General features: G+C 49.3%; 20 protein-coding genes and 1 pseudogene. 11 read left to right on the plus strand and 10 right to left on the minus strand.

Annotated features, from left to right (window positions below):
* Positions 1–8: 8 nt before the first annotated feature.
* The 7 genes from ilvC to recJ form a co-directional block, all read right to left on the minus strand.
* Positions 9–1,052, minus strand: a complete 1,044-nt coding sequence (gene ilvC / locus ACDC99_RS02905; protein WP_022316384.1) for a ketol-acid reductoisomerase — start codon at positions 1,050–1,052, stop codon at positions 9–11.
* A gap of 115 nt (positions 1,053–1,167) precedes the next feature.
* Positions 1,168–1,938, minus strand: coding sequence for an acyl-[acyl-carrier-protein] thioesterase (locus tag ACDC99_RS02910; RefSeq protein WP_044074044.1), 771 nt, complete (start codon positions 1,936–1,938; stop codon positions 1,168–1,170).
* A gap of 12 nt (positions 1,939–1,950) precedes the next feature.
* Positions 1,951–2,502, minus strand: a complete 552-nt coding sequence (gene ilvN, locus ACDC99_RS02915; RefSeq protein ID WP_022316386.1) for an acetolactate synthase small subunit — start codon at positions 2,500–2,502, stop codon at positions 1,951–1,953.
* 12 nt (positions 2,503–2,514) lie between these two features.
* Entirely contained in the window at positions 2,515–4,239 is a 1,725-nt protein-coding gene (gene ilvB / locus ACDC99_RS02920) for a biosynthetic-type acetolactate synthase large subunit (RefSeq protein ID WP_370755774.1), read from the minus strand.
* An 82-nt stretch (positions 4,240–4,321) separates the two neighbouring features.
* Complete coding sequence (gene ilvD / locus ACDC99_RS02925; RefSeq protein ID WP_320875203.1) at positions 4,322–6,124, minus strand: dihydroxy-acid dehydratase; 1,803 nt, start codon at positions 6,122–6,124, stop codon at positions 4,322–4,324.
* A gap of 267 nt (positions 6,125–6,391) precedes the next feature.
* Complete coding sequence (locus ACDC99_RS02930) at positions 6,392–8,296, minus strand: RecQ family ATP-dependent DNA helicase (protein WP_370755775.1); 1,905 nt, start codon at positions 8,294–8,296, stop codon at positions 6,392–6,394.
* A gap of 18 nt (positions 8,297–8,314) precedes the next feature.
* A complete protein-coding gene (recJ, locus tag ACDC99_RS02935) occupies positions 8,315–10,039 on the minus strand; it encodes a single-stranded-DNA-specific exonuclease RecJ (RefSeq protein ID WP_022316390.1) in 1,725 nt (574 codons plus the stop codon).
* A gap of 339 nt (positions 10,040–10,378) precedes the next feature.
* Here recJ and ACDC99_RS02940 point away from each other — a divergent pair, with 339 nt between their 5' ends.
* From ACDC99_RS02940 to ACDC99_RS13110, 5 genes and pseudogenes are all read left to right on the plus strand, one after another.
* Positions 10,379–10,885, plus strand: coding sequence for an RNA polymerase sigma factor (locus tag ACDC99_RS02940; RefSeq protein ID WP_370755777.1), 507 nt, complete (start codon positions 10,379–10,381; stop codon positions 10,883–10,885).
* Entirely contained in the window at positions 10,875–11,357 is a 483-nt protein-coding gene (locus ACDC99_RS02945; protein WP_303222482.1) for a hypothetical protein, read from the plus strand. The genes ACDC99_RS02940 and ACDC99_RS02945 overlap by 11 nt, the downstream gene beginning before the upstream one ends.
* 49 nt (positions 11,358–11,406) lie before the next feature.
* Positions 11,407–11,847 carry a hypothetical protein gene (locus ACDC99_RS02950; RefSeq protein ID WP_022316393.1) on the plus strand — a complete coding sequence of 147 codons (441 nt, stop codon included), beginning with the start codon at positions 11,407–11,409 and terminating at the stop codon, positions 11,845–11,847.
* Between the two features lie 105 nt (positions 11,848–11,952).
* Positions 11,953–12,846, plus strand: a complete 894-nt coding sequence (locus tag ACDC99_RS02955; RefSeq protein ID WP_022316394.1) for a hypothetical protein — start codon at positions 11,953–11,955, stop codon at positions 12,844–12,846.
* 280 nt (positions 12,847–13,126) lie between these two features.
* A pseudogene (locus ACDC99_RS13110) lies at positions 13,127–13,228 on the plus strand (IS982 family transposase); the annotation flags it as partial.
* A gap of 658 nt (positions 13,229–13,886) precedes the next feature.
* Here ACDC99_RS13110 and ACDC99_RS02960 read toward each other — a convergent pair.
* The 3 genes from ACDC99_RS02960 to ACDC99_RS02970 all read right to left on the minus strand — a co-directional run bounded on the left by ACDC99_RS02960 (position 13,887) and on the right by ACDC99_RS02970 (position 14,793).
* Positions 13,887–14,135 (minus strand): hypothetical protein, encoded by a 249-nt coding sequence (locus ACDC99_RS02960; protein ID WP_022315858.1) that lies wholly within the window; start codon positions 14,133–14,135, stop codon positions 13,887–13,889.
* Between the two features lie 3 nt (positions 14,136–14,138).
* Positions 14,139–14,489, minus strand: a complete 351-nt coding sequence (locus ACDC99_RS02965; protein ID WP_022315859.1) for a hypothetical protein — start codon at positions 14,487–14,489, stop codon at positions 14,139–14,141.
* An 82-nt stretch (positions 14,490–14,571) separates the two neighbouring features.
* Positions 14,572–14,793: a YtxH domain-containing protein gene (locus ACDC99_RS02970; protein ID WP_022315860.1), complete on the minus strand. Its 222-nt coding sequence runs from the start codon at positions 14,791–14,793 to the stop codon at positions 14,572–14,574.
* Positions 14,794–15,015: 222 nt separating this feature from the next.
* On the opposite strand from ACDC99_RS02970, the gene ACDC99_RS02975 reads away from it, so the two are divergent.
* The 6 genes from ACDC99_RS02975 to ACDC99_RS03000 all read left to right on the plus strand — a co-directional run bounded on the left by ACDC99_RS02975 (position 15,016) and on the right by ACDC99_RS03000 (position 21,309).
* A complete protein-coding gene (locus tag ACDC99_RS02975) occupies positions 15,016–15,507 on the plus strand; it encodes an SPOR domain-containing protein (protein WP_303222479.1) in 492 nt (163 codons plus the stop codon).
* A gap of 8 nt (positions 15,508–15,515) precedes the next feature.
* Positions 15,516–15,926: a Holliday junction resolvase RuvX gene (ruvX, locus tag ACDC99_RS02980; protein ID WP_022315862.1), complete on the plus strand. Its 411-nt coding sequence runs from the start codon at positions 15,516–15,518 to the stop codon at positions 15,924–15,926.
* Positions 15,923–16,483, plus strand: coding sequence for a peptide deformylase (gene def / locus ACDC99_RS02985; protein WP_022315863.1), 561 nt, complete (start codon positions 15,923–15,925; stop codon positions 16,481–16,483). Before ruvX ends, def begins: the two co-directional genes overlap by 4 nt.
* A 74-nt stretch (positions 16,484–16,557) precedes the next feature.
* Positions 16,558–18,561: a tetratricopeptide repeat protein gene (locus ACDC99_RS02990; RefSeq protein WP_320875199.1), complete on the plus strand. Its 2,004-nt coding sequence runs from the start codon at positions 16,558–16,560 to the stop codon at positions 18,559–18,561.
* A gap of 119 nt (positions 18,562–18,680) precedes the next feature.
* Positions 18,681–20,633, plus strand: a complete 1,953-nt coding sequence (gene thrS, locus ACDC99_RS02995; RefSeq protein WP_022315865.1) for a threonine--tRNA ligase — start codon at positions 18,681–18,683, stop codon at positions 20,631–20,633.
* 391 nt (positions 20,634–21,024) lie between these two features.
* On the plus strand, positions 21,025–21,309 hold the full coding sequence (locus ACDC99_RS03000) for an HU family DNA-binding protein (RefSeq protein WP_022315866.1): 285 nt from the start codon (positions 21,025–21,027) through the stop codon (positions 21,307–21,309).
* The last annotated feature ends 249 nt before the right edge of the window (positions 21,310–21,558 follow it).

Below are 21,558 nucleotides of genomic sequence, written 5' to 3' on the forward strand. Positions count from 1 at the left end.
CAAGCTTATCAGTTGTTTTCAGGACGGAGCTGACGCACGGTCACTCCAGTGCGCCACATTTCGCTTTCGCGCATAGCCTTCAGTTCGGCGTTAAGCTTCTCGCGGTAGTCAGGCTTTGAGTTGCTGTCGATAGAAATCTGAGCCTCCTTTCCGGTCTTTACAGAGAGGTAGAGCCACTCCATGACAGGCTTGATGGCCTCGCGGAAACGCGGAGCCCAGTCGAGAGCGCCACGCTGGGCTGTAGTAGAACAGTTGGCATACATCCAGTCCATTCCCTTCTCGCCGAAGAGAGGCATGAGGCTCTGTGTAAGTTCCTCTATGGTCTCGTTGAAAGCCTCTGATGGAGAGTGTCCATGCTCACGGAGCACCTCATACTGAGCCTCGAACAATCCCTCGATGGCACCCATCAGCGAACCGCGCTCACCGGTGAGGTCGCTTGTAGCCTCACGCTGGAAAGTGGTCTTGAAGAGATAGCCCGAACCGATGCCGATGCCCAATGCCAAAGTCTTCTCCTCAGCCTTGCCCGATGCATCCTGATATACGGCGTAAGAGCAGTTCACGCCACGTCCCTCGCGGAACATGGTGCGCAGAGAGGTGCCCGATCCCTTTGGTGCCACCATGATGACATCCACATCCTCTGGAGGCACCACACCGGTGCGGTCGTTCCAGTTGATGGCAAAGCCGTGAGAATAATACAGAGTCTTGCCCTTGGTGAGATATTTCTTTATCTTAGGCCATACCTGTATCTGACCGGCGTCTGAGAGCAGCATGCAGATCACGGTACCCTTCTCTGCAGCCTCCTCGATAGAGAAGAGACTCTCGCCCGGCACCCATCCGTCAGCTACTGCCTTGTCGTAGGTCTTGCCCTGACGCTGACCAACAATCACGTTGAAACCGTTGTCGCGCAGGTTGCAAGCCTGGCCAGGTCCCTGAATACCATAGCCAAGCACAGCTATTGTCTCGTTCTTCAATACTTCATGTGCCTTCTCCAAGGAAAATTCCTTGTTGGTGACTACCGTTTCGATAACGCCACCGAAATTCATTTCTGCCATATTTGTTTTGTTTTAGTTATGTGCCCTCAGGCACTTATGTTCTTTTTACCTTATAACCATTAACGATCCAATGACCGTTAATGGTGTATTTTATATATACTGCTATCAGCCTTTATTATATCTTCTCGAACTTCAACATACATCTGACCACTTCAGCATCCACGGTCTCGGCGTTTGTCTTCGTTACCCTTACGCAGACCGTATCGTCGTCGCGCTCTTCGGTATAGAAATTCAGTTTGTCGCCGCAGTAGCTTTCTGCCACATACGCTATGTCGAAGCGTCTGATGCGGAATTTGCGGTAGTGGTCAATGTCGAAGAGGTCGAGGATATGCTCGATGTATTTGATGCTGTTGATATGACCGTTCACGTCAACGTCGCAGTAATACGTGTCGATTGTCCTTGCGAGCTTCGCCTCCTTGCCCATCTTCACTCTCGACAGGCCTTCGATAGGGCATTCCTTGTCTTTCTCTATATACCGTTCTATCTCACCGTCTCTGATGGCGAGGATATTCTGCGGCTGTCTCGTTTCCGTGTCTATCATCGCCCACACGCTCTTGCCGTAGCCGTATGTGCGGCTGTCATCAGTGCTGCAGATGCGGAAGTTTCTGTTGGTGAAGAATCTCAAGGCGCTTTCCACCCATGTCTCCACACTGAACTTCTCGTATGCCGCCGGCATGTCGTCCATCTCTATCGCCAGTCGCGACAGCACCCAGGTCTTGTGGATAGGGTTGAGATAGTTCATACCGAAGTCGCGGTCGTTGGAATGGAAATCCGCCGCATTGAGCAAGTGGTTGCCCAGATGTCCCATGAAGAGCTTCTTTGAGAAGTCGCAATGGAACGGTTCCGACAGGAAGTCATATCTTCCGATTTTTCCTAATGTTGCCATTTTCTTCTATCTTTATTGGTTTTTCATGTTGTTCTCGCGCATTGATATCAAGTCGTTCACTTCTTCCACTGGATTCCTCGTTATGGCTATTCTTCCGCTTCGAGTATACTGCAGCACGCAGTTTCTTTCCTGCAGATTGGTGTAAAGGGCGATGATGTCTTTTGTCACGCCGCTCAGCATGGCTGTGCAGAACGTAGGGTTCACCTCGATGATCTGTGCGTCGGCACGGCGTATTATCTTTGAAATCTCCGGATTCTCCATCACGACAGGCGTTGACAGCTTGAACAAAGCATCTTCGCGGATGAATATCTGGTCGTCGGTATAGTAGTCGGCCTTTATCACGTCCACCTTTTTCTCTATCTGCTTCGTTATCGTCTTCACCTGTTCCTCGTCGCTCCATGTGGTGATGGTGTATTTGTGTACACCCTCTATGCTTGAAGCCGAAGCGTTGATGCTCTCGATGTTCACCTGTCTGCGGGTGAATACGGCGGTCACCTGACTCAGCATGCCCACCATGTTTTCTGTATAAATGAGCAGAGTATATAATTTCTTGTCGTTGTCCATTTCTGTAGTCCTTTATTCTTTGAAATCCTCTTTTCCGAGAATCATCTCGTTGATAGGTTTGCCGGGAGGCACCATCGGCATCACGTTGTCCTCCTCCAAGACAGCACATTCAAGGACATACGGTCCGTCGGTGCTGAGCATCTTCTCTATTTCCCCCTTCAGTTCCTCGTGGGTCACGGCGAGTCCATACGGTATGTTGTAACCCTTGCAGATAAGCTCGTATTGCGGGTTCATCATCCTTGTGAACGACCTCCTGCCTCCGAAGAACATGTCCTGCCACTGGCGCACATTGCCGAGATAGTTGTTGTTGAGCAGGATAACCTTCACCGGTGTCTGCTGTTCCATAATGGTGCCGAGCTCCTGTATGTTCATCTGGAATCCACCGTCGCCGGTAAACATGCACACCGTGCGGCCAGGTGCTCCGAATGTGGCACCGATGGCAGCAGGCAGTCCGAAGCCCATTGTGCCGAGTCCGCCGCTTGTCACTAACGAGAGCGGTTTGGCGAATTTGAAATATCTGCAAGAGAACATCTGGTTCTGTCCCACATCATTCACCATCACCGTATTGTCGTCGGTAGCTTCTGCCACGGCGTTCACCACTTCTGCCATGAGCAGGAATTTGCTTTTCGGATGGATGGCAGGCTCTATCACACGCTCACGTTCCGTTTCGTACAGAGGCTTGAAACTGTCTATCCATTCTTTATGGCTGTTCTTGTGGACGAGAGCCGTAATCTTGGGCAGCGACTCCTTGCAGTCAGCAACGATGGCAATGTCGGTCTTCACATTCTTGTCAATCTCCGAAGCGTCGATGTCGAGATGGATTATCTTTGCCTGTTTGGCATAAGTAGCCACATTGCTCGTCACCCTGTCGCTGAATCTCATTCCTATGGCAATCAGCAAGTCGCATTCCTGTTCCTTTATGTTCGGTGCATAGTTGCCGTGCATGCCGAGCATTCCCATATTCAGCGGATGGTCGGATGGCAGGGCAGATAATCCCATGAGAGTCCTTGCTGCCGGTATGTCGGCCTTCTCCAGAAACTCCTTCAGTTCCTCCTGGGCATTTCCAATCTCCACACCATGACCGACGAGGGCAATCGGCTTCTTCGATTTGTTGATGAGCTCCGCCGCAAGCCTCGTCTTCTCTTCGTCCGGCTGCGGATAGGCATTATAGCTTCTGATGAAGTCGATGTGTTGAGGCTCATATTCAGTAAGAGCCTGCTGTATGTTCTTTGGGAAGTCGATGACCACAGGTCCCGGTCTTCCTGATTTAGCTATATAGAATGCCCGGCTGATAGCCCAGGCTATATCCTCCGGTCTTCTTATCTGGTAGCTCCATTTGCATATCGGCTGTGCGAGACAGGCGAGGTCTACCTCCTGAAAGGCATCTGTGCCCAGAGCGCTGATGCCCACCTGTCCGGCAATGACCACAATAGGAGTGGAGTCTGTGAGCGCATCGGCAACACCCGTCACGGTGTTGGTGGCTCCAGGACCGCTTGTCACGATACATACTCCAACCTTTCCGCTCACCCTTGAATATCCTTCAGCAGCATGTGCCGCCGCCTGTTCATGGCGCACAAGGATATGGTTGAACACCTTGTTGTCGCTGCGGGTATAGTGGTATAACGCGTCGAACACCGGCATTATCGCTCCTCCGGGATAACCGAAGATGGTATCCACCCCTTCGTTTGCCAATGATCGCATCAGCGCCTCCGCACCGGTTATCTTCTCTCTTGCCATTCTTCTCTTACAATTTGTTGATTTGTGTTTCGTGCTTCAATTCCAATCCGCTTTACGGGTTGGGGCTCACTGTGGCGTCAGCCTATTCTATTATTCTGACGCCACCCTTGTCGGCAGAGCTTACACTCTGTGCGTATGCCCTGAGAGCCTTGCTCACCGTGCGCTGGCGGGTCATCGGGCGTTGTTCCCTTGCCGCCAGTTCTTCGTCGGTCAGCTTCACGTTTATCGTTCTGTCAGGTATGTCAATCTCTATGATGTCGCCATCTGTTATCTTTCCGATGTTTCCACCGGCTGCCGCTTCCGGCGATATATGTCCGATGCTGAGTCCCGATGTGCCTCCGCTGAATCGTCCGTCTGTTATCAGCGCACATTCCTTACCCATGTGCATGCTCTTGATATACGAAGTGGGGTAGAGCATCTCCTGCATTCCAGGACCGCCCTTCGGTCCTTCGTGGGTTATCACCACGCAGTCGCCTTTCTTCACCTTTCCGCCAAGGATTCCCTCGCAGGCATCCTCCTGGGAATCGAATACCTTTGCCGGTCCTTCGAAGTGCCACAATGCAGGGTCCACTCCGGCAGTTTTCACCACGCATCCGTCCTGTGCGATGTTTCCGAACAGCACGGCAAGTCCACCGTCTTTCGTATAAGCGTGGCCGAGGTCGCGTATGCAGCCCTCGCTGCGGTCGGTGTCGAGCGTCTCCCATTTTTCGTCTTGTGATCCCATCTTGGTAGAGAACTTTCTTCCGGGAGCGCTGCGGTATATCCTGTCAGCCTCTTCGTCGACTGCAGATTTCGTGATATCGTATTTTTCGAGCTGTTCGCCGAGAGTCTTTCCGTCAGCACGTTTCACGCCTTTGTGTATCAAACCGCCCTTTGCCAGTTCGTTCAGAATTCCAAAGATTCCACCGGCACGGTTGCATTCCTGAATGCTGTATTTCTGTGTGTTCGGCGAGAGCTTGCACAGACAAGGCACCTTACGGCTCAACCTGTCGATATCGCTCATCGTGAACTCCACGCCGCCCTCCTGTGCCACGGCGAGCAGATGTAGCACGGTGTTTGTGCTTCCTCCCATCGCTATATCGAGAGTCATGGCGTTGAGAAAAGCTTCCCTTGTGGCAATGTTTCTCGGGAGCACGCTGTCGTCGCCATCCTCATAATATTTCATGGCGTTTTCCACTATCAGGTGTGCGGCGTCTTTGAAAAGCTTTATTCTGTTTTTGTGGGTGGCGAGAATCGTTCCGTTACCCGGCAGACTCATGCCGATTGCCTCTGTAAGCGAGTTCATGGAGTTTGCCGTGAACATACCTGAACAGCTACCGCAGCCAGGACAGGCACAACTTTCAATCTCCTTCAGTTCTTCGTCGCTTACGCTCTTGTCGGCACCGTTTACCATGGCGGTGATGAGGTCGGCGTTTGCGCCTTTCCAGCGTCCCGCTTCCATCGGTCCGCCACTGCAGAAAACGGTAGGTATGTTAAGTCTCATTGCCGCCATAAGCATTCCCGGCGTCACTTTGTCGCAGTTTGATATGCATATCATGGCGTCAGCCTTGTGGGCGTTAACCATATATTCCACTGAGTCGGCAATGATATCTCGTGAAGGCAGGGAATACAACATTCCGTCGTGTCCCATCGCTATTCCGTCGTCGATGGCAATAGTGTTGAACTCGGCGGCATAGCATCCCATTTTCTCTATTTCTTCTTTTACGATTTGTCCGATGTCGTGCAGATGAGTATGTCCGGGCACGAATTGAGTGAAAGAGTTGACGATGGCAATGATTGGCTTGCCGAACTGTTCGTGTTTCATTCCTGCCGCCACCCAGAGGGCTCTGGCTCCTGCCATTCTCCTTCCTTCGGTGCATACCGCACTTCTCAACTCGTTCTTCATCTTATTCCTTTTTTAGTGTTAAGCTAATACCTCGTATTGCAAATTTGTGTTTGAGCGTTTATGATTGTACGCCAAAAATAATGCTATTGTTGTATATCGGGCAAATGCCCTTGCATTTGCCTACAAAGGTACTTGTTTTTCCGAATAATAGAACAAAATGACACACGTATTTTCTTTTTTAAGATACATTTAGAACAAAAAAACTTAAAAAAATAAAGAAATGTCAGAATAATGACACATTATGATATGAAGTGTGCAATGCGGATGTCAGCGTGTTATCTTGCCCTCAATATTATACACCTCCTCTTCGTCCGCCATATGTCGCAGCACACGTTCTATCGACGGCATGTCGAAATCGAGGGTGTAAAGTTCCTTTATGTGATGAGGCTTCTTGTCTTCGAGCAGTTTCAGAATGGCGAGTCTTATATCCTTGTCTCTCTGTTTGTCCTCTCTTGTTCTCTTTTTCTGTTCTATGCACACGTCACATTGTCCGCATCTCTCAGACCGTGTCTCTCCGAAGTAGTTGAGCAACTGCTGGCTGCGGCAAACCTTTTCGCTCTCGGCGTATGTCACCACAGCCTCAAGGCGCTTCTCAGCCAGTTTCTTTCGCCAGTCATACACTTTCATCGGGATGACAATCTCCTCGAAGTCAACGCGGCTTTGCGTATATTTGATGTGTGGTATGCTCTTGCGGGGTATGAAATGTATGATATGCTTTCTGCTCAGGGTCTTCAGTATTTCATGAGTCTGCTGGTCCTCCACACCGCTCTGCTGTGCGATGAGCGCCTCTTCGATATAGGCATAATCGGAGAACATGCCGCTGTAGTTTCTGAGTGCTGCCACAACGACGGCGTTCTCTTCATCGGTCATGTCTTTCAGGCGATAAAGGTCGTTGCGTCCGATGAGGAAACGCATCCTTGCCTTGTTGTCGCTTGCCTCGCTGTATTCTATGTATCCGGATTTTTCAAGAATCTTGAGTGCCGATTCCACTCTTGCCGGATAGTGTTTGAAGTTTCTGCAGAATTTGTCGAGGTTGAATTCGAAAGTCCTTTCGAAGCCGCAGCCCACGGCGAGTTGGAAGAAATACGCAAGATGTTCATACACGGTCTTGATATATTCCTTGTCAGGATACTGGTCGGCGATGCGGCGCTGCAGTATCGACTTGTCTCTGCCGTTGAAAAGCAATACGGCATAAGCCTTGTTTCCGTCTCTGCCTGCGCGCCCGGCTTCCTGGAAATAAGCCTCTATGGAGTCAGGACTGTCGATATGTATCACGACCCTCACGTCCGGCTTGTCTATACCCATGCCGAAGGCATTGGTGGCTACCATCACCTTCACCTTGTCCTCCTGCCACATTGACTGCCGCAAGTCTCTCACAGCATGGTCGAGGCCGGCATGATAGAAGGTGGCGCTGATATTGTTGTCGTTGAGATATTCAGCCACTTCTTTGGTCTTCTTCCTGCTGTAGACATACACGATTGCCGAACCGCTGAGCGATCGTATGATATGTGCAGCCTGTTCGAGCTTGTCGTCGGCTGTCCTGACGATATACGCTATGTTTTTCCTCATGAAGCTCATTCGGAACACGTTCTTTTCCTTGAAGTTGAGCTGCTTCTGTATATCGTCGATGGCGGGTAGGGTGGCGGTGGCTGTAAGTGCGAGGACAGGTGCGTCCGGCTTTATCTTTCTGATTTCGGATATTGCCAGATATGATGGTCTGAAGTCATATCCCCATTGGCAGATACAGTGGGCTTCGTCAACGGTTATGAAGCTCACGGTCATGTGGCTCAGTTTGCTGAGAAACAATTCAGACGACAGTCTTTCGGGGGATATATATAATAAGGTGACGCCACCGAGCACGGCATTGTCGAGAATCTTCAGTATCTCAGTATGTTTCATGCTGCCATAGATGGCGTATGCCTTCACCCCCTTCTTCCTCAGAGCGTCCACCTGGTCTTTCATCAGCGCTATGAGTGGGGTGATGACGAGGCATACCCCCTCCATGGCGATGGCAGGCACCTGGAAGGTGATAGACTTTCCACCGCCGGTAGGCATCAGTCCGAGAGTGTCTTTCCCGGCACAGATGCTTTCAATGATGTCTCTTTGTATTCCTCTGAAGTCAGGGTAGCCCCAATACTCCTTAAGAATCCTGAGGTATTTGTCGTCTGCCATCTGCCAGTGTTATAATGTTCAAGCCTGTCCCTCTGTCGGCTGTATGTCTTCTATCTGCAGCTGCACGTCGTTGTGTTTGAAGATATTGTCCTCTATGGTGTATGCGATGTTGAAGCTGCGTTTCGACTTGATGTATCGTGCTGCGGCACTTTGTCCGAAGGCGATGCCGCTCATCACGTTGTTAGACTTTGAGTCTACGAGTTCCAGTTTGATGTGTTCCTGCTCTCTGCCCACCACCTTGCTCGTGCCGAAGTCGTATACGTTCATTGTGGCAAACATCGGTTTTGTGTTGCCCGGTCCGAAGGGGCCGAACTTCTTGAGTTCGCTGTGCATCTTCTTCGTGATGTCCTTCAGGTCTATCACGGCGTCGATGTTGAGTGCCGCTTCGGTGTGTTCCGGCAGTATATGTTCCTCCACGTATGCCTGGAACCTGTCTCTGAATTCCTTCACGTCGTCCCATCTCAGCGTCAGTCCGGCTGCATAGGTATGGCCGCCGAAGTTCAGCAGCAGGTCACGGCAGCTCTTTATGGCGGCATATATGTCGAATCCCGCCACGCTTCGTGCCGAACCGGTGGCGAGCTCGCCGTCGCGTGTCAGCACTACGGTAGGCCGCACGTAGATTTCCGTCAGTCTGGAAGCCACGATTCCTATCACGCCCTTTTTCCAGTTCTCGTCGTAGAGCACGATGCTCGAGTGCTTCTGCTGGCTTTCCAGTCTGCCCACAATCAAGTTTGCCTCTTCGGTCATCTGCTTGTCTATGTCCTTGCGCTGCTCGTTGTATTCGTTGATGTGTTTCGCCTTGTCGAAAGCCACGGCGAAATCCTTTTCCACGAGCAGGTTCACGCTCTCCCTTCCGTTCTCCATACGTCCGGAAGCGTTGATCCTCGGTCCGATTTTGAACACGATGTCGCTCATCGACAGCGTGCGTCCGTTCAGTCCGCAGATGTCGATGATGGCTTTCAGTCCGATGTTAGGGTTCTGGTTCAGCTGTTTCAGTCCGTGGTAGGCAAGAATCCTGTTCTCTCCCGTCACCGGCACGATGTCGGCAGCGATGCTCACGGCACAGAAGTCGAGCAGCGGTATCAGTCTTGAGAAAGAAATGCCGTTGCTCTTTGCAAACGCCTGCATGAATTTGAATCCTACACCGCATCCGCACAGATGTTTGAAAGGATAGGTGTCGTCTTCTCTTTTGGGGTTCAGAATAGCGGCAGCTTGTGGCATTTCCTCATCCGGCACGTGATGGTCGCAGATGATGAAGTCTATGCCCAGCTCTTTGGCGTATTCAATTTCTTTTATCGCCTTTATTCCACAGTCGAGTATTATTATCAGTCCCACACCCGTTTCGTGGGCGAAGTCGATACCCTTACGGCTCACTCCATATCCCTCGTCGTAGCGGTCGGGAATGTAGTAGTCGATGTTGGAGTAATACTGCTGTAAGAACTTGTAAACCAATGCGACGGCAGTACATCCGTCCACATCGTAGTCACCATACACCATGATGCGTTCCTTGCGCCCCATGGCTTCGTTGAGTCTTTCCACCGCGGCGTCCATGTCCTTCATAAGGAAAGGGTCGATGAGGTCGTTGAGCTGCGGATGGAAGAATTTCTTTGCGTCCTCTTCCTTTATTCCGCGCTTCGCCATTATCGTCGCTATCACGGGGCTGACTTTCAGGTTGTCAATCAGTTTTTCTGCATCTTTCTTTTGTTCTGGTGTAGGTGGATCGTATTTCCATTTAAAATGCATTTATATATTCTTTTTATTTCCTTCGCGAATGTCTTTGTAGGGCATTTCAAGGCACGTAGCCTAAGCCTTCAGGCCAAAGAGCGTGTAAAGTTACGAAAATTTGCTCAAATACTTATGTTACCCGCAGGTTTTTTATATAATTTTTAGGCAAGTAGACAAGTATGCAAGTAGACGAGTAGGCAAGGGTATATGTCTCGACTTGTACGTTTCAGCAATAATCCTGTCTGTCAACAAATGGAAGCAATATCCTTGTTTGTTCGTCTGTCCGTCATTTTTTTGAAAATATCCCTGCCAAATGTCCGAAATCCTTTTCTTTGGCGTTATATATATAAACGAGAGATGAAACCAGAAGAGTTCAACCATATTATCCTGCCTCTTAGACAAGAGTTGCTGTCGCGGGCCTTTGGTATGACCGGAAACGGAGAAGATGCCGAGGACCTCGTGCAGGAAGCGATGCTGAGGCTATGGAAAAGGCGCGACTCGCTGGATGCTTCAGACAATATAAAAGCACTTCTCTATACGATATTGCGCAATGCCTTCTATGACGACAGGCGCCGGCAGCAACGGCATCCTTCAGTCGAATTGTCAGAGGGTGTCGCCGGTTTTGAGGAGCGAGGCGTGGATACTCTCGACGAGATGGCACTGATACGGAATATAGTGGAACACCTTCCGCCGTTGCAGCGCCAGCTGTTCAGAATGAAAGAGATAGAGGGCTATGATGCCGGAGAGATAATGCAGATAACGGGCTGTACAGCCGACAATCTGAGAAAGAACCTCTCAAGGGCGCGTCTGAAGATAAGAGATACTTATATGAAACTGATGAAAGGAGCAAGAGATGAAAAATGATATTAATGACAACAGAACGGCTCATATTGCGGAACTGCTGGAGAAATATATCGGCGGTGAGACCACTATGGCGGAGGAAGATTTTCTGAGAACGTATTTCAGAGAACATTCGGGTGATATTCCGGCGGAATGGAAACCATACAGGGTCATGTTCTGCTTCGTGGATGCAGAGAGGAAAACGGTTCGTGACGAAACTGATGACATTGCTGCTGAAGCGAAGCCTGAAACCGCCGGCAAGACCGTCGGTCTGCACCGCAAAGTAGCCCTCTGCCTGTCGGCTGCTGCAGCTGTGGCGTTATTGTTGGTATTTTTCCTTCCGTCGCACCAGAGTGATGCGGTGTGCTATATGGTTGAAGACGGAAAAGTGTACACCGACAAGCGCTTGGTGCATGCAGAAGCTGCTGAGGCATTGCGCAACGTCGGTGAAATGGCAGACGATGATCCGTTTGAGGCTATGCGGATGATGAGGTGACTTGTTGTTGGAGAATGGTGATGTATGTAGAATTTTAATGTCAATGACTATGAAACGATATTTGTTTAGACGCATGATGTTCATGGCTGTGTTTCTGATGCTTGCCGTTGCAGCGATGGGACAAAAGGGACTCAACGTTGACAATGTGTTCCAGCGATATGGCAGAGCCAAGGGATGCAAGATGGTGGTGATGGAAAACACCACGCTGCATGGCTATAAACTCAGAGTGTATAAGAGTCTGGTATACAAGAAGCTACACCATGCGGTGAAGCCATATCTCGATGCCGACAGGAAGAATGCCAAGAAGGTGCGCGAGGTAATCGACGGTGGTGAACTTGTGAGTGGATATTACATGATGAAACCTTTGCCGGGCGGTTACAACAGATACATCCTCTTCAGCTATGTGGACAGCCGTAAGGGTACGGTGATATATATAGAGGGGAAACTGTCACCCGACGACATACTGAAACTCTGTTATTCCAAGTATTGAGGGCTGCCCTCCGGAAATCCACTGAAAAAACAACCCGTCCTGACCTTTATGAAAGGCAAAAACATTTTCACAGGATGTCAATTTGATAATAAAAAAACTTGAAATATGAAGAAATTACTATTGTTGGCTGCGTTCTTGCCGCTTTTGGGAGAGGCAGCAGAGAAAGAAGACACGACGTTTGTGGTGAAAGACAAAAAAATCGTAGTAGACGTGGATGGCAGCAAGACCAACGTCAAGGTGTTCGGCAACGACGGAGTGGAGCAGACGAAGGTCAGCGAAATGAACTTCGTGGATGGCCAGGAAGTGGAACAGGTATATGTGGGTTCGCCATTCCTGCCAACAAGCAATCTGCAGCACATCGATTTCGCCCCACGTTATCCTACGGTATGGTTCGGTATGGCAAACATCACCGGCAAGGTGTTCGGCACGAGCCAGCTCCACCACGCAAGGTTTTCAAAATCGTTTGAATTTGGCGTCACCCCTTATTACATGTCGGTGCCGTTCAACAAGCAGAACAGTATGGGATTCAGTATCGCAGCCCAGCTTGTGTGGAGCCACCTCTGCTTTCAGAAAGACTATGTCGTGACGGAAACCGGCGGCAAATGGGATTTCGTGAAGATGGACCAGCGAGCCGACGGCAACAATATCAACTATATGTCGTTCCGTCTGCCCATGATGTTCACCGTGGATGGCAGCTATGACTTCTATTTGGGGCTGGGACTGTCGCCCGAGATCCGTACCAATGCCTGGTATAAGATGAAAGGAAACATATCGGCAGACGAGACCTACAAGCTCAACCGTCTGGGACTTAACATGTCGGTAGTCTGGGGAATCGGTCCGCTTGTCTTCAGCGGTTCGCTGGGTCTAACGCCACTTTTCAAGACAGTCAACGGCAAGAAGGCATATCAGAACTCCTGTTCTGTAGGAGTGGATGTCCTGTCGCTCGTGAAACTCATCAACTCAGGCAAAAAGAAGAACAAGAATAAAATAGATTTCTAAATATTGCTGTCCGGTAAATCTTTTGCAAGCAGTTGTAAAATACTACCATTGAACGGCCTAATGACCGATTTGGGTTTAAGATAATCGATATGGGAGAAAGTTGCCCATATCGTTGATTCTTAGTAAAAAGAAGAATTGCTCACAAACTGTCAGATTGTCTGGTTTTTAGTCGTAACATTTTGACAGACAGGCAGTTGACTACCTTACGATTGTCAGCCAATTGTCTGGATGGTTTGCTGATGAAAGAAATTGTCAGATGAGAGGAATTCAGGCGACAGGCATTGTCAATACTCTTGGAGCTTTGGCTGCATATTGTTTCTTTCCTAAGAAACCAATAATTGCAGTCCAAAGGACTATAGATAGACAATTAACCTTATTCTAATTCGTCGAACTCATGCTAACTTATTGGGCAGACGTCTGACTGCAATTGTGCCCATCCGGGGCAAGCAGCGTGCCCATGATGGGCAAGCACCGTGCCCCACTTGGGCAAGCAGCTTACCCCACTTGGGCAACATCAATGCCCCGAATGTGCCCGTTGATGCCCAAAACAGAAATCAAAGTGTTCTTTGGATGAAACAGGATATGGAAATACCCGGTTTGGCAGCTCTTGGCGTGAAAGAAACTGTTGACGTTGTGTGTGGATAGTTTGGAAGTGATGATACTTCGGTATTCAGAATGATACTTTTATGATACTTTTCTGTAAATACTTCAGAAAAGTATCATTTAGCTAAGTCTTTATAAGTCAGAGGTTTGACTATAGAATAATGGCGAAAATGATACAATGACACTTCTTTTCACGAAAACTCGTTTATCACCATCAGTCATTATGGCTTGAGTGGACATATAGTGAGTTGGAGATTGCGGACGATTTGACCATGCGACCGATAACGACCGACTTGCATTGACATGAGGTAAGTCGGAGAGAGGCGCGTGGATATTGAAGAGTGGTGGGCGTTTCTGTGGAAAACAATGAAAATCCCCGGTACAAGAGCGTTTGTTGCATCTTGTGCCGGGGATTGTGTATTCCGTTTTCCCGTTTGTCATCGTTTGAACTTCCGGTAAATCTTCCATGCGAACAAGGCACCGTCGATGATGCCGACGCTCGAGCTGAGGACGCTCGACAGAGTGAAACCTTTCTGTCTGGTCTTCTTCTCCGGCTTGAACATCGCGTTCCATAGCAGACCAATTTCTTTCTGGTCTTTGTTCATTCCTTTGAGCAACACTTCACGGCGAGCCGCGATGTCGTCCAATGAATGGAAATGCTGTTGATGGTTCTGAGTCTTGTCCATAAGCTATCGGTCCATTAAAACATCGGTGAGAAATTTCACCAACGGACGCTCAACGAGCGGTTTTCTGAATAGGAGGAACAGTAGGAAGGCAACCAGATAGAATGCCCCCACCACGCAGAAGGCTCCAGCATACCCGATGCAGTCGGACAGCCATACCGTGGCGGCGAGCGAGAAGAATATCAGTGTCATGATGATTATCAGAGCCAATACCGCCACTATCACGAGTGCCGTTATCAGTCTGACAGACTTCTCTATCGCTCCGAGCTTTATGTATTCGCACTGAAGGCCGAAGTAATGACGGGCTAACTCCACGAGTCTGCCTATTATGCCGATGTTCCTATCACTTGAAAACATCAATGTCCTTGGATTTAGTTATAGTTCGTTTACCTTGTTCTTTGTCCATCCGCCAAGCGTGGCAGATGGCTGGAGGCAGGTGTTATACCTCCTCAGATTCAGCTGCCGCATCCTGGATGTCGTCAGCCAAGTCACCCATTTCCTTGCGTGTCAGCTTGATGCTGTGGCGCTTGCAGAAGTCGTCGATGGCGTCAGTGATTTTCTCTCTTGTATCGGTACCCTTTTCTGGGGCGAGTAATAGACCGAGTGCTGTTCCTGCCAGAGCTCCGCCGAGGAATGCTCCGATGTAACCTAATGCTTTCATAATCTTCAGATGTTAAAAATTAGACTAAATGTTATTGTGAAAGCAAATATAGTGCTTTTTTTTGTATCGGCAATGCCTTTTTACTATTTTTTTGCCTGCTGAAGAGATAAAGAAGGTATTTAACAAACTTTGTGTGCCGCAATCTCTTTATTTACACCTAATTTATTTAACTTTGCAGAGATTTTGAAAAATAAGAATGTATAACCAAACAATATAACTGAAATGAAGAAATATTCTATAATCTGCGCAAGCCTTTTCCTGGCTGTTGCATTCACAAGCTGTGGTTCGTCTGAGAAAGCATACAGAAAGATGTATGAAAAGGCACAGGCTGCCGAAAACAAGACCGCTACAGAACAGCCAACAGAAGAAGTTGCAGTAGTGACTCCAGTTGTGGAGAAGCCAGCCAACGAGACAGTTGTCGTTGACAATACCGACAATGTGCCGGTGCGTCAGGGCAAATACTCTGTGATAAGCGGTGCCGGACTGAAGTCGTTCAGCGTTGTGGTAGGCTCTTTCTCTGTGCAGGCAAATGCAGAGGGAATGCAGGGACAGCTCAACAACAAGGGCTATGCCGCACAGGTGGCTTACGACTCGGCTACAAGGATGTATCGTGTGGTGGCAACTACATTCGATACCAAGAACGAGGCTGTGCAGAGCCGTAACCAGTTGAGAAGCCAGTATCCGGACGCATGGCTGCTCTATAACCAGCAGTAATCAGAACCGTGGCACGCATACTGTCGATAGACTACGGAAAGAAACGCACCGGACTTGCCGTGACCGACCCCCTGCAGATCATTGCAGGAGGGCTTGCCACAGTGCCTACGGCGCAGCTCTACGACTATCTCGTGAAATACATCAGCGAGGAGAGCGTGGAGCTGATTGTCATCGGCGAACCGCGGCAGCCGAATGGCGAGCCGAGCGAGAATCTGGCGAGGGTGAGACAGTTTGTGGCGCGCTGGAAAAACCATCAGCAGGTGCCTATCATATACTATGACGAGCGTTTCACATCGGTGCTTGCACACAAGGCGATGATAGACGGCGGACTGAAAAAGAAGGCGCGTCAGAACAAAGCGCTCGTAGATGAAATAAGCGCAACAATAATATTACAAAGCTTTTTGGAGTCAAAGAGATGATTTTACCTATATATATATACGGACAGCCGGTATTGAGAAAAGAATCGGCTGATATTGAGAAAGACTATCCCAATCTGAAGGAACTGTTGGCAAACATGTTCGAGACGATGGAGGAGGCTAACGGCGTGGGACTTGCCGCACCGCAGATAGGACTGAACATCAGGGTTGTGGTAATCGACCTCGATGTGCTGTCGGAAGATTTTCCCGAATACAAGGGATTCAAGAAGGGATTCATCAATCCACATATCATAGAATACGACGAAACGAATACGGAGAGCCTGGAGGAAGGATGTCTCTCGCTGCCTGGCATCCAGGAGAAGGTGACACGTCCTACACGCATCCATGTGCAGTATCTCGACGAAGACCTCAACGAGCACGATGAGTGGGTGGAGGGGTATCTGGCCCGTGTCATGCAGCACGAGTTCGACCATCTCGACGCCAAGATGTTCATCGACCGTATCTCTCCGCTGAGAAAGCAGCTCATCAAGAGCAAACTGAAGGCTCTCTTGCAGGGACGCTACCGCTGCAGCTACCGCACAAAGGCGGCAAGACGCTGACGCGGGGCTCGATGAGCCGTCGTTTTGACGAAGATATTCTTTTAGAACAACAGACACGTAATCCTCATGCTACTATGCGCAAGATACTCTTATTGGTATTATGTTTCGCCTCGTTGGCCTTTGCCAGGGCGCAATACAACATCGACAGATTGATAAGGGTAGGGCAGAGCGCATTGTATTATGAGGATTATGTCTTGTCTATACAGTATTTCAGCCGTGCCATAGCCTCAAAGCCATATCTCTACGAGCCGTGGCTGGGAAGAGGCGAGGCAAAGTTCAGACTCGACGACTATGTGGGGGCCGAGGCCGACTGCACCGAGGCGATAAGACTGAACCCCTATGTGCCGGTGATTTACGAGCTGAGAGGACTCTGCCGCATCAAGCAGAACAATTTCTCTGGAGCCATAGCCGACTACGACAAGACGATAGAATACGAGCCGGACAACAAGAACCTGTGGTATAACAGGGTGTTGTGTAAGCTGGAGGACAAGGATTATGACAAGGCATCGGCAGATCTCGACGTGATGATGAGGCGCTGGCCTAAATATTCACAGGCGTTCAGACTCAAGGCAGAACTGTGTCTGCAACAGAAAGACACTCTGCAAGGAAGCCAGTATCTGGACAAGAGCCTGGAACTCAACCCATACGACGGTGAGGCATGGGCGACACGCTCGATGATAAGTCTGGCTAAGTCGGAATGGAAAGACGCTGAGCAGCAGCTCTCCAAGGCAATACATCTGAAACCAAGCATGGCGGGATATTATGTGAACCGTGCGTTGGCAAGATACAATATCAACAACCTGCGTGGAGCTCTGGCGGATTACGACAAGGCAATTGAACTGGAGCCGAACAATTTCCTGGCACACTACAACCGAGGACAGCTGCGTGTGCAGGTGGGCGACGACAACAGGGCGGTGGAGGACTTCGACTTCATAATCCGTCTTGAACCAGGCAACGTGATGGCTATCTACAACCGTGCGCTGCTGCGTGAGCGCATTGGAAACCTGAGAGGTGCGATTGCCGACTATTCTGCATTGATATCACAATTCCCCAACTTCTGGGTAGGACTCAGCAACCGTGCCCGCTGCTACCGCCGTCTCGGCATGACGGCGAAAGCAGAGCTTGATGAGTTCCGCATCTTCAAGGCGCAGAACGACAAGTCGAATGGCTATCAGCCACGTTGGAGCAAGAAGAAGATACGTGATGTGAGAAAGAGAAGCGAGATAAACTTCGACAAATACAACCAGCTCGTGGTTGACGACAAGGCAGAGGTGGACCATGAGTATGAAAACTCCTACAGGGGAAAGGTGCAGAACCGCCACCTCGATGTGGAGTATATGCCGATGTACCAGCTCTCGTTCATCCAGTACAACAACGGCGTGAAGTCGTATGTCGCTTCAGATGAAATCGTTGACCGTTTCAACAAGGAAATGGCAGAGAAGTCAGACGCCACGATACACAATGCCAGCTTGCCACTACAGATAACCTGTAATCCGAAGAGCCTCGACGAGGAAACATCGAAGCGCTATCTCGTGATGATAGACTCGCTGAGCGATATGATACAGAAGTCGAAGGATCTGCGTGGCGACAAGGGGTATCTGCTCAAGAGGGCTGTGGCGTATTGCGTGACCCAGAATTATTACGATGCAGAGAACGACCTTTCGGCATATCTGCAGATAGACAGCACCTCGGTACTCGCATATTGGCAGAGGGCGGTATGTCTGACGATGTTGAGGACATTCGATGCGTCGATGGGAGGCAAACCGATGTTCAGTGAGCAGAAGGCTATCGACGACCTTGCCAAAGCGATAAGTCTCGACGGCAACAACGCATATCTTTATTACGACAGGGCAAACCTGTATGCCGCATCCAAAAACTATGGCAAGGCGCTGGCAGACTACGACAAGGCCATATCCATTGACGGCAGACTGGCAGAGGCTTACTATAACAGAGGGATGGTGAGGGTGTTTGCCGGAAATGTGGAACAGGGAGTGGCAGACCTCAGCAAAGCTGGCGAACTGGGACTCGTTGATGCCTATGTGGCAATAAAGAAATATGGAAACAAGAAGGGAAAATGATAGATGAAGACATATTTAACGTATGTTCTTTCTTCGTTTCACAGGAAAATAGTAATTTTGCACTTGTTAAAACAATCGCGGGTATTCGTATCACTCGCTAAAAACAAATAAATACAATTATGATTAAAATCACATTTCCAGACGGAACTGTTCGTGAGTATGAACAGGGCGTGACTGGTCTGCAGATTGCAGAGAGCATTTCGCCGGCTTTGGCCCGCAACGTATTGGCTTGCGGCGTGAATGGCGAAACGGTAGAGTTGAACCGTCCTATCAACGAGGATGCAAAGGTAACATTGTACAAGTGGGAAGACGAAGAAGGCAAACACGCCTTCTGGCACACATCAGCCCACCTGTTGGCTGAAGCGCTCCAGGAGTTGTACCCTGGAATCCAGTTCGGTTTCGGACCTGCTGTAGATAATGGATTCTTCTATGATGTTATGCCGAAAGACGGTGTAGTGATCAAGGAGGGAGACTTCGACAAGATTGAGAAGAAGATGAAGGAGCTCGCGGCTAAAGACGAGCTGCTCGTGCGCAAGGAGGTTTCAAAGGCAGACGCCCTGAAGGAATTCAAGGCAGACGGTCAGGAATACAAATACGAGCACATCGACCAAGACCTTGAGGACGGTACCATCACCACATACACACAGGGCCATTTCACAGACCTCTGTAAGGGTCCCCACCTTGTGAGCACTGGTGCCATCAAGGCAATCAAGATAACAAGCGTTGCCGGAGCCTTCTGGCGTGGCGATGCCAAGCGTGAGCAGATGACACGAATCTACGGTATCTCCTTCCCAAAGAAGAAGATGCTCGACGAATATCTCGTAATGCTCGAAGAGGCAAAGAAGCGCGACCACAGAAAGATAGGCAAGGAGATGGAACTCTTCATGTTCTCAGAGCGTGTGGGCAAGGGACTTCCTATTTGGCTGCCGAAGGGAACACAGCTGCGTCTGCGTCTGCAGGAGCTGCTTCGCACTCTCCTGAAACCATATAACTATCAGGAGGTAATTACTCCGGGAATCGGTGGAAAGAGCCTTTATGTGACTTCTGGCCACTATGCACACTATGGCAAGGACGCCTTCCAGCCAATCCACACTCCAGAGGAGGATGAGGAGTATATGCTGAAGCCGATGAACTGTCCGCACCATTGTGAGGTATATGCCCGCAAACCACGTTCATACAAGGATCTGCCATTGCGTATCGCAGAGTTCGGTACGGTGTTCCGCTATGAGAAGAGCGGTGAGCTGCATGGATTGACACGTGTGCGTACGTTTACACAGGACGATGCCCACATATTCGTGCGTCCGGACCAGGTGAAGAAAGAGTTCGAAAACGTGATCGACGTAATCCTCAAGGTGTTTAACATCTTTGGATTCAAGGACTACGAGGCTCAGATTTCACTTCGTGACCCAAAGGACACAGAGAAATATATCGGCGACGATCAGAATTGGGAAGACAGCCAGAATGCCATCCGCGAGGCTTGTCGCGAGAAGGGTCTTCAGTGCCGTGAGGAAGAAGGCGAGGCAGCGTTCTATGGACCAAAGCTCGACTTCATGGTGAAGGATGCCATCGGACGCAGATGGCAGCTCGGAACAATCCAGGTGGACTACAACCTGCCGGAGCGTTTCAAACTGGAATATACAGCAGAGGACAACTCTAAGAAGACTCCGGTAATGATACACCGTGCACCATTCGGCTCGCTGGAGCGTTTCACCGCCGTGCTCATCGAGCATACCGCAGGTCATTTCCCACTCTGGCTCACACCAGACCAGGTGGCTATCCTGCCAATCTCAGAGAAGTATAACGAATACGCAAATAATCTTGCCAAGTATCTTGACGGCAAGGGCGTGCGTGCAAAGGTTGACGACCGCAACGAGAAGATTGGACGCAAGATTCGCGACAACGAGATGAAGCGCATCCCATACATGCTCGTAGTGGGAGAGAAGGAGCAGGCCGAGGGTACTGTTGCCGTGCGTAAGCAGGGCGGTGGCGACCAGGGCGTGATGAGCAAGGAAGACTTCGCCAAGAAGATAAACGACGAAGTGGCTGAGATGCTTAAAGGCTTGACATTGTAATGAGTTCGTTGCGGCGCTGCCGCACAAGGATATGGAGAATGGGCGTTTGCGATTATTCGTGAGCGCCCATTTGAATTGAAGGAGTGCAGATTGTCTTCAGACGTATGTTGCTGATACCAGTCTTGCCAAATCTGTAGTTTTGGCTTCTTGAATCGGGCTTCTAAGTAAGCTGTGTGGTAATTATGTTCAGAATGCCGCCATTCGAGTCGGACTTATGTCTGCAATCCTGCGATTTGGTATAAAGTGATGAAAATTAAACACTTCTGAAAGAGGTATTTACCGTAAAATGCAAAAAAACCGAAATATATTTCCGTATGCCGCCAAAAACTCGTATATTTGCAAGCCCAAAAGTAAGGACAAAGATATATAAAACAATAACGTATAAAATAAAATGACAAAAGCAGACATTATAGAAGAAATTGTTGCTTCTACAGGTGTGGCAAGAAAAGATGCAGCCACTACTGTCGAGGCATTTATGGAAGCTATCAAAAACAGTTTGTTGGAGAGAAAGGAAAATGTTTACTTGAGAGGTTTCGGTAGCTTTATCGTGAAGCACCGTGCAGAGAAGACAGCAAGAAACATCTCTAAGAACACAACAATTGTGATTGCAGCCCACGACTTCCCAAGTTTCAAGCCTGCCAAAAGCTTCGTCAGCAAAATGAAGGGCGAAGAGTAAGAAAGATATTATTAACAACATTATATTAAACAATTAAAAAACAATAAGATTATGCCAAACGGTAAGAAGAAAAAGGGCCACAAGATGGCTACTCACAAGCGTAAGAAAAGATTAAGAAAGAACAGACATAAGAGCAAGTAAGACTAACTGCAGAGTTAGTGCTCAATGGAAGGTCTATTCGGACTGGGCATGTCAATCAATGCAGCAATCATCAAGAACGCGTATTTATTGACATGCCCTTATTTTATC

Origin of the sequence: Prevotella pectinovora (assembly GCF_041323955.1) — a bacterium.
GTDB classification, from domain to species: domain Bacteria; phylum Bacteroidota; class Bacteroidia; order Bacteroidales; family Bacteroidaceae; genus Prevotella; species Prevotella pectinovora.

Coding starts and splice junctions, on each gene's coding strand:
- ilvC (WP_022316384.1), bottom strand. CDS start 1,052: ATGGCAGAAATGAATTTCGGTGGCGTTATCGAAACGGTAGTCACCAAC.
- ACDC99_RS02960 (WP_022315858.1), bottom strand. CDS start 14,135: ATGGACAAGACTCAGAACCATCAACAGCATTTCCATTCATTGGACGAC.
- def (WP_022315863.1), top strand. CDS start 15,923: ATGATTTTACCTATATATATATACGGACAGCCGGTATTGAGAAAAGAA.
- ACDC99_RS02970 (WP_022315860.1), bottom strand. CDS start 14,793: ATGAAAGCATTAGGTTACATCGGAGCATTCCTCGGCGGAGCTCTGGCA.
- ACDC99_RS02965 (WP_022315859.1), bottom strand. CDS start 14,489: ATGTTTTCAAGTGATAGGAACATCGGCATAATAGGCAGACTCGTGGAG.
- thrS (WP_022315865.1), top strand. CDS start 18,681: ATGATTAAAATCACATTTCCAGACGGAACTGTTCGTGAGTATGAACAG.
- ACDC99_RS03000 (WP_022315866.1), top strand. CDS start 21,025: ATGACAAAAGCAGACATTATAGAAGAAATTGTTGCTTCTACAGGTGTG.
- ACDC99_RS02945 (WP_303222482.1), top strand. CDS start 10,875: ATGAAAAATGATATTAATGACAACAGAACGGCTCATATTGCGGAACTG.
- ilvB (WP_370755774.1), bottom strand. CDS start 4,239: ATGGCAAGAGAGAAGATAACCGGTGCGGAGGCGCTGATGCGATCATTG.
- ACDC99_RS02955 (WP_022316394.1), top strand. CDS start 11,953: ATGAAGAAATTACTATTGTTGGCTGCGTTCTTGCCGCTTTTGGGAGAG.
- ACDC99_RS02940 (WP_370755777.1), top strand. CDS start 10,379: ATGAAACCAGAAGAGTTCAACCATATTATCCTGCCTCTTAGACAAGAG.
- recJ (WP_022316390.1), bottom strand. CDS start 10,039: ATGCATTTTAAATGGAAATACGATCCACCTACACCAGAACAAAAGAAA.
- ilvD (WP_320875203.1), bottom strand. CDS start 6,124: ATGAAGAACGAGTTGAGAAGTGCGGTATGCACCGAAGGAAGGAGAATG.
- ACDC99_RS02950 (WP_022316393.1), top strand. CDS start 11,407: ATGAAACGATATTTGTTTAGACGCATGATGTTCATGGCTGTGTTTCTG.
- ACDC99_RS02930 (WP_370755775.1), bottom strand. CDS start 8,296: ATGGCAGACGACAAATACCTCAGGATTCTTAAGGAGTATTGGGGCTAC.
- ACDC99_RS02910 (WP_044074044.1), bottom strand. CDS start 1,938: ATGGCAACATTAGGAAAAATCGGAAGATATGACTTCCTGTCGGAACCG.
- ilvN (WP_022316386.1), bottom strand. CDS start 2,502: ATGGACAACGACAAGAAATTATATACTCTGCTCATTTATACAGAAAAC.
- ACDC99_RS02990 (WP_320875199.1), top strand. CDS start 16,558: ATGCGCAAGATACTCTTATTGGTATTATGTTTCGCCTCGTTGGCCTTT.
- ACDC99_RS02975 (WP_303222479.1), top strand. CDS start 15,016: ATGAAGAAATATTCTATAATCTGCGCAAGCCTTTTCCTGGCTGTTGCA.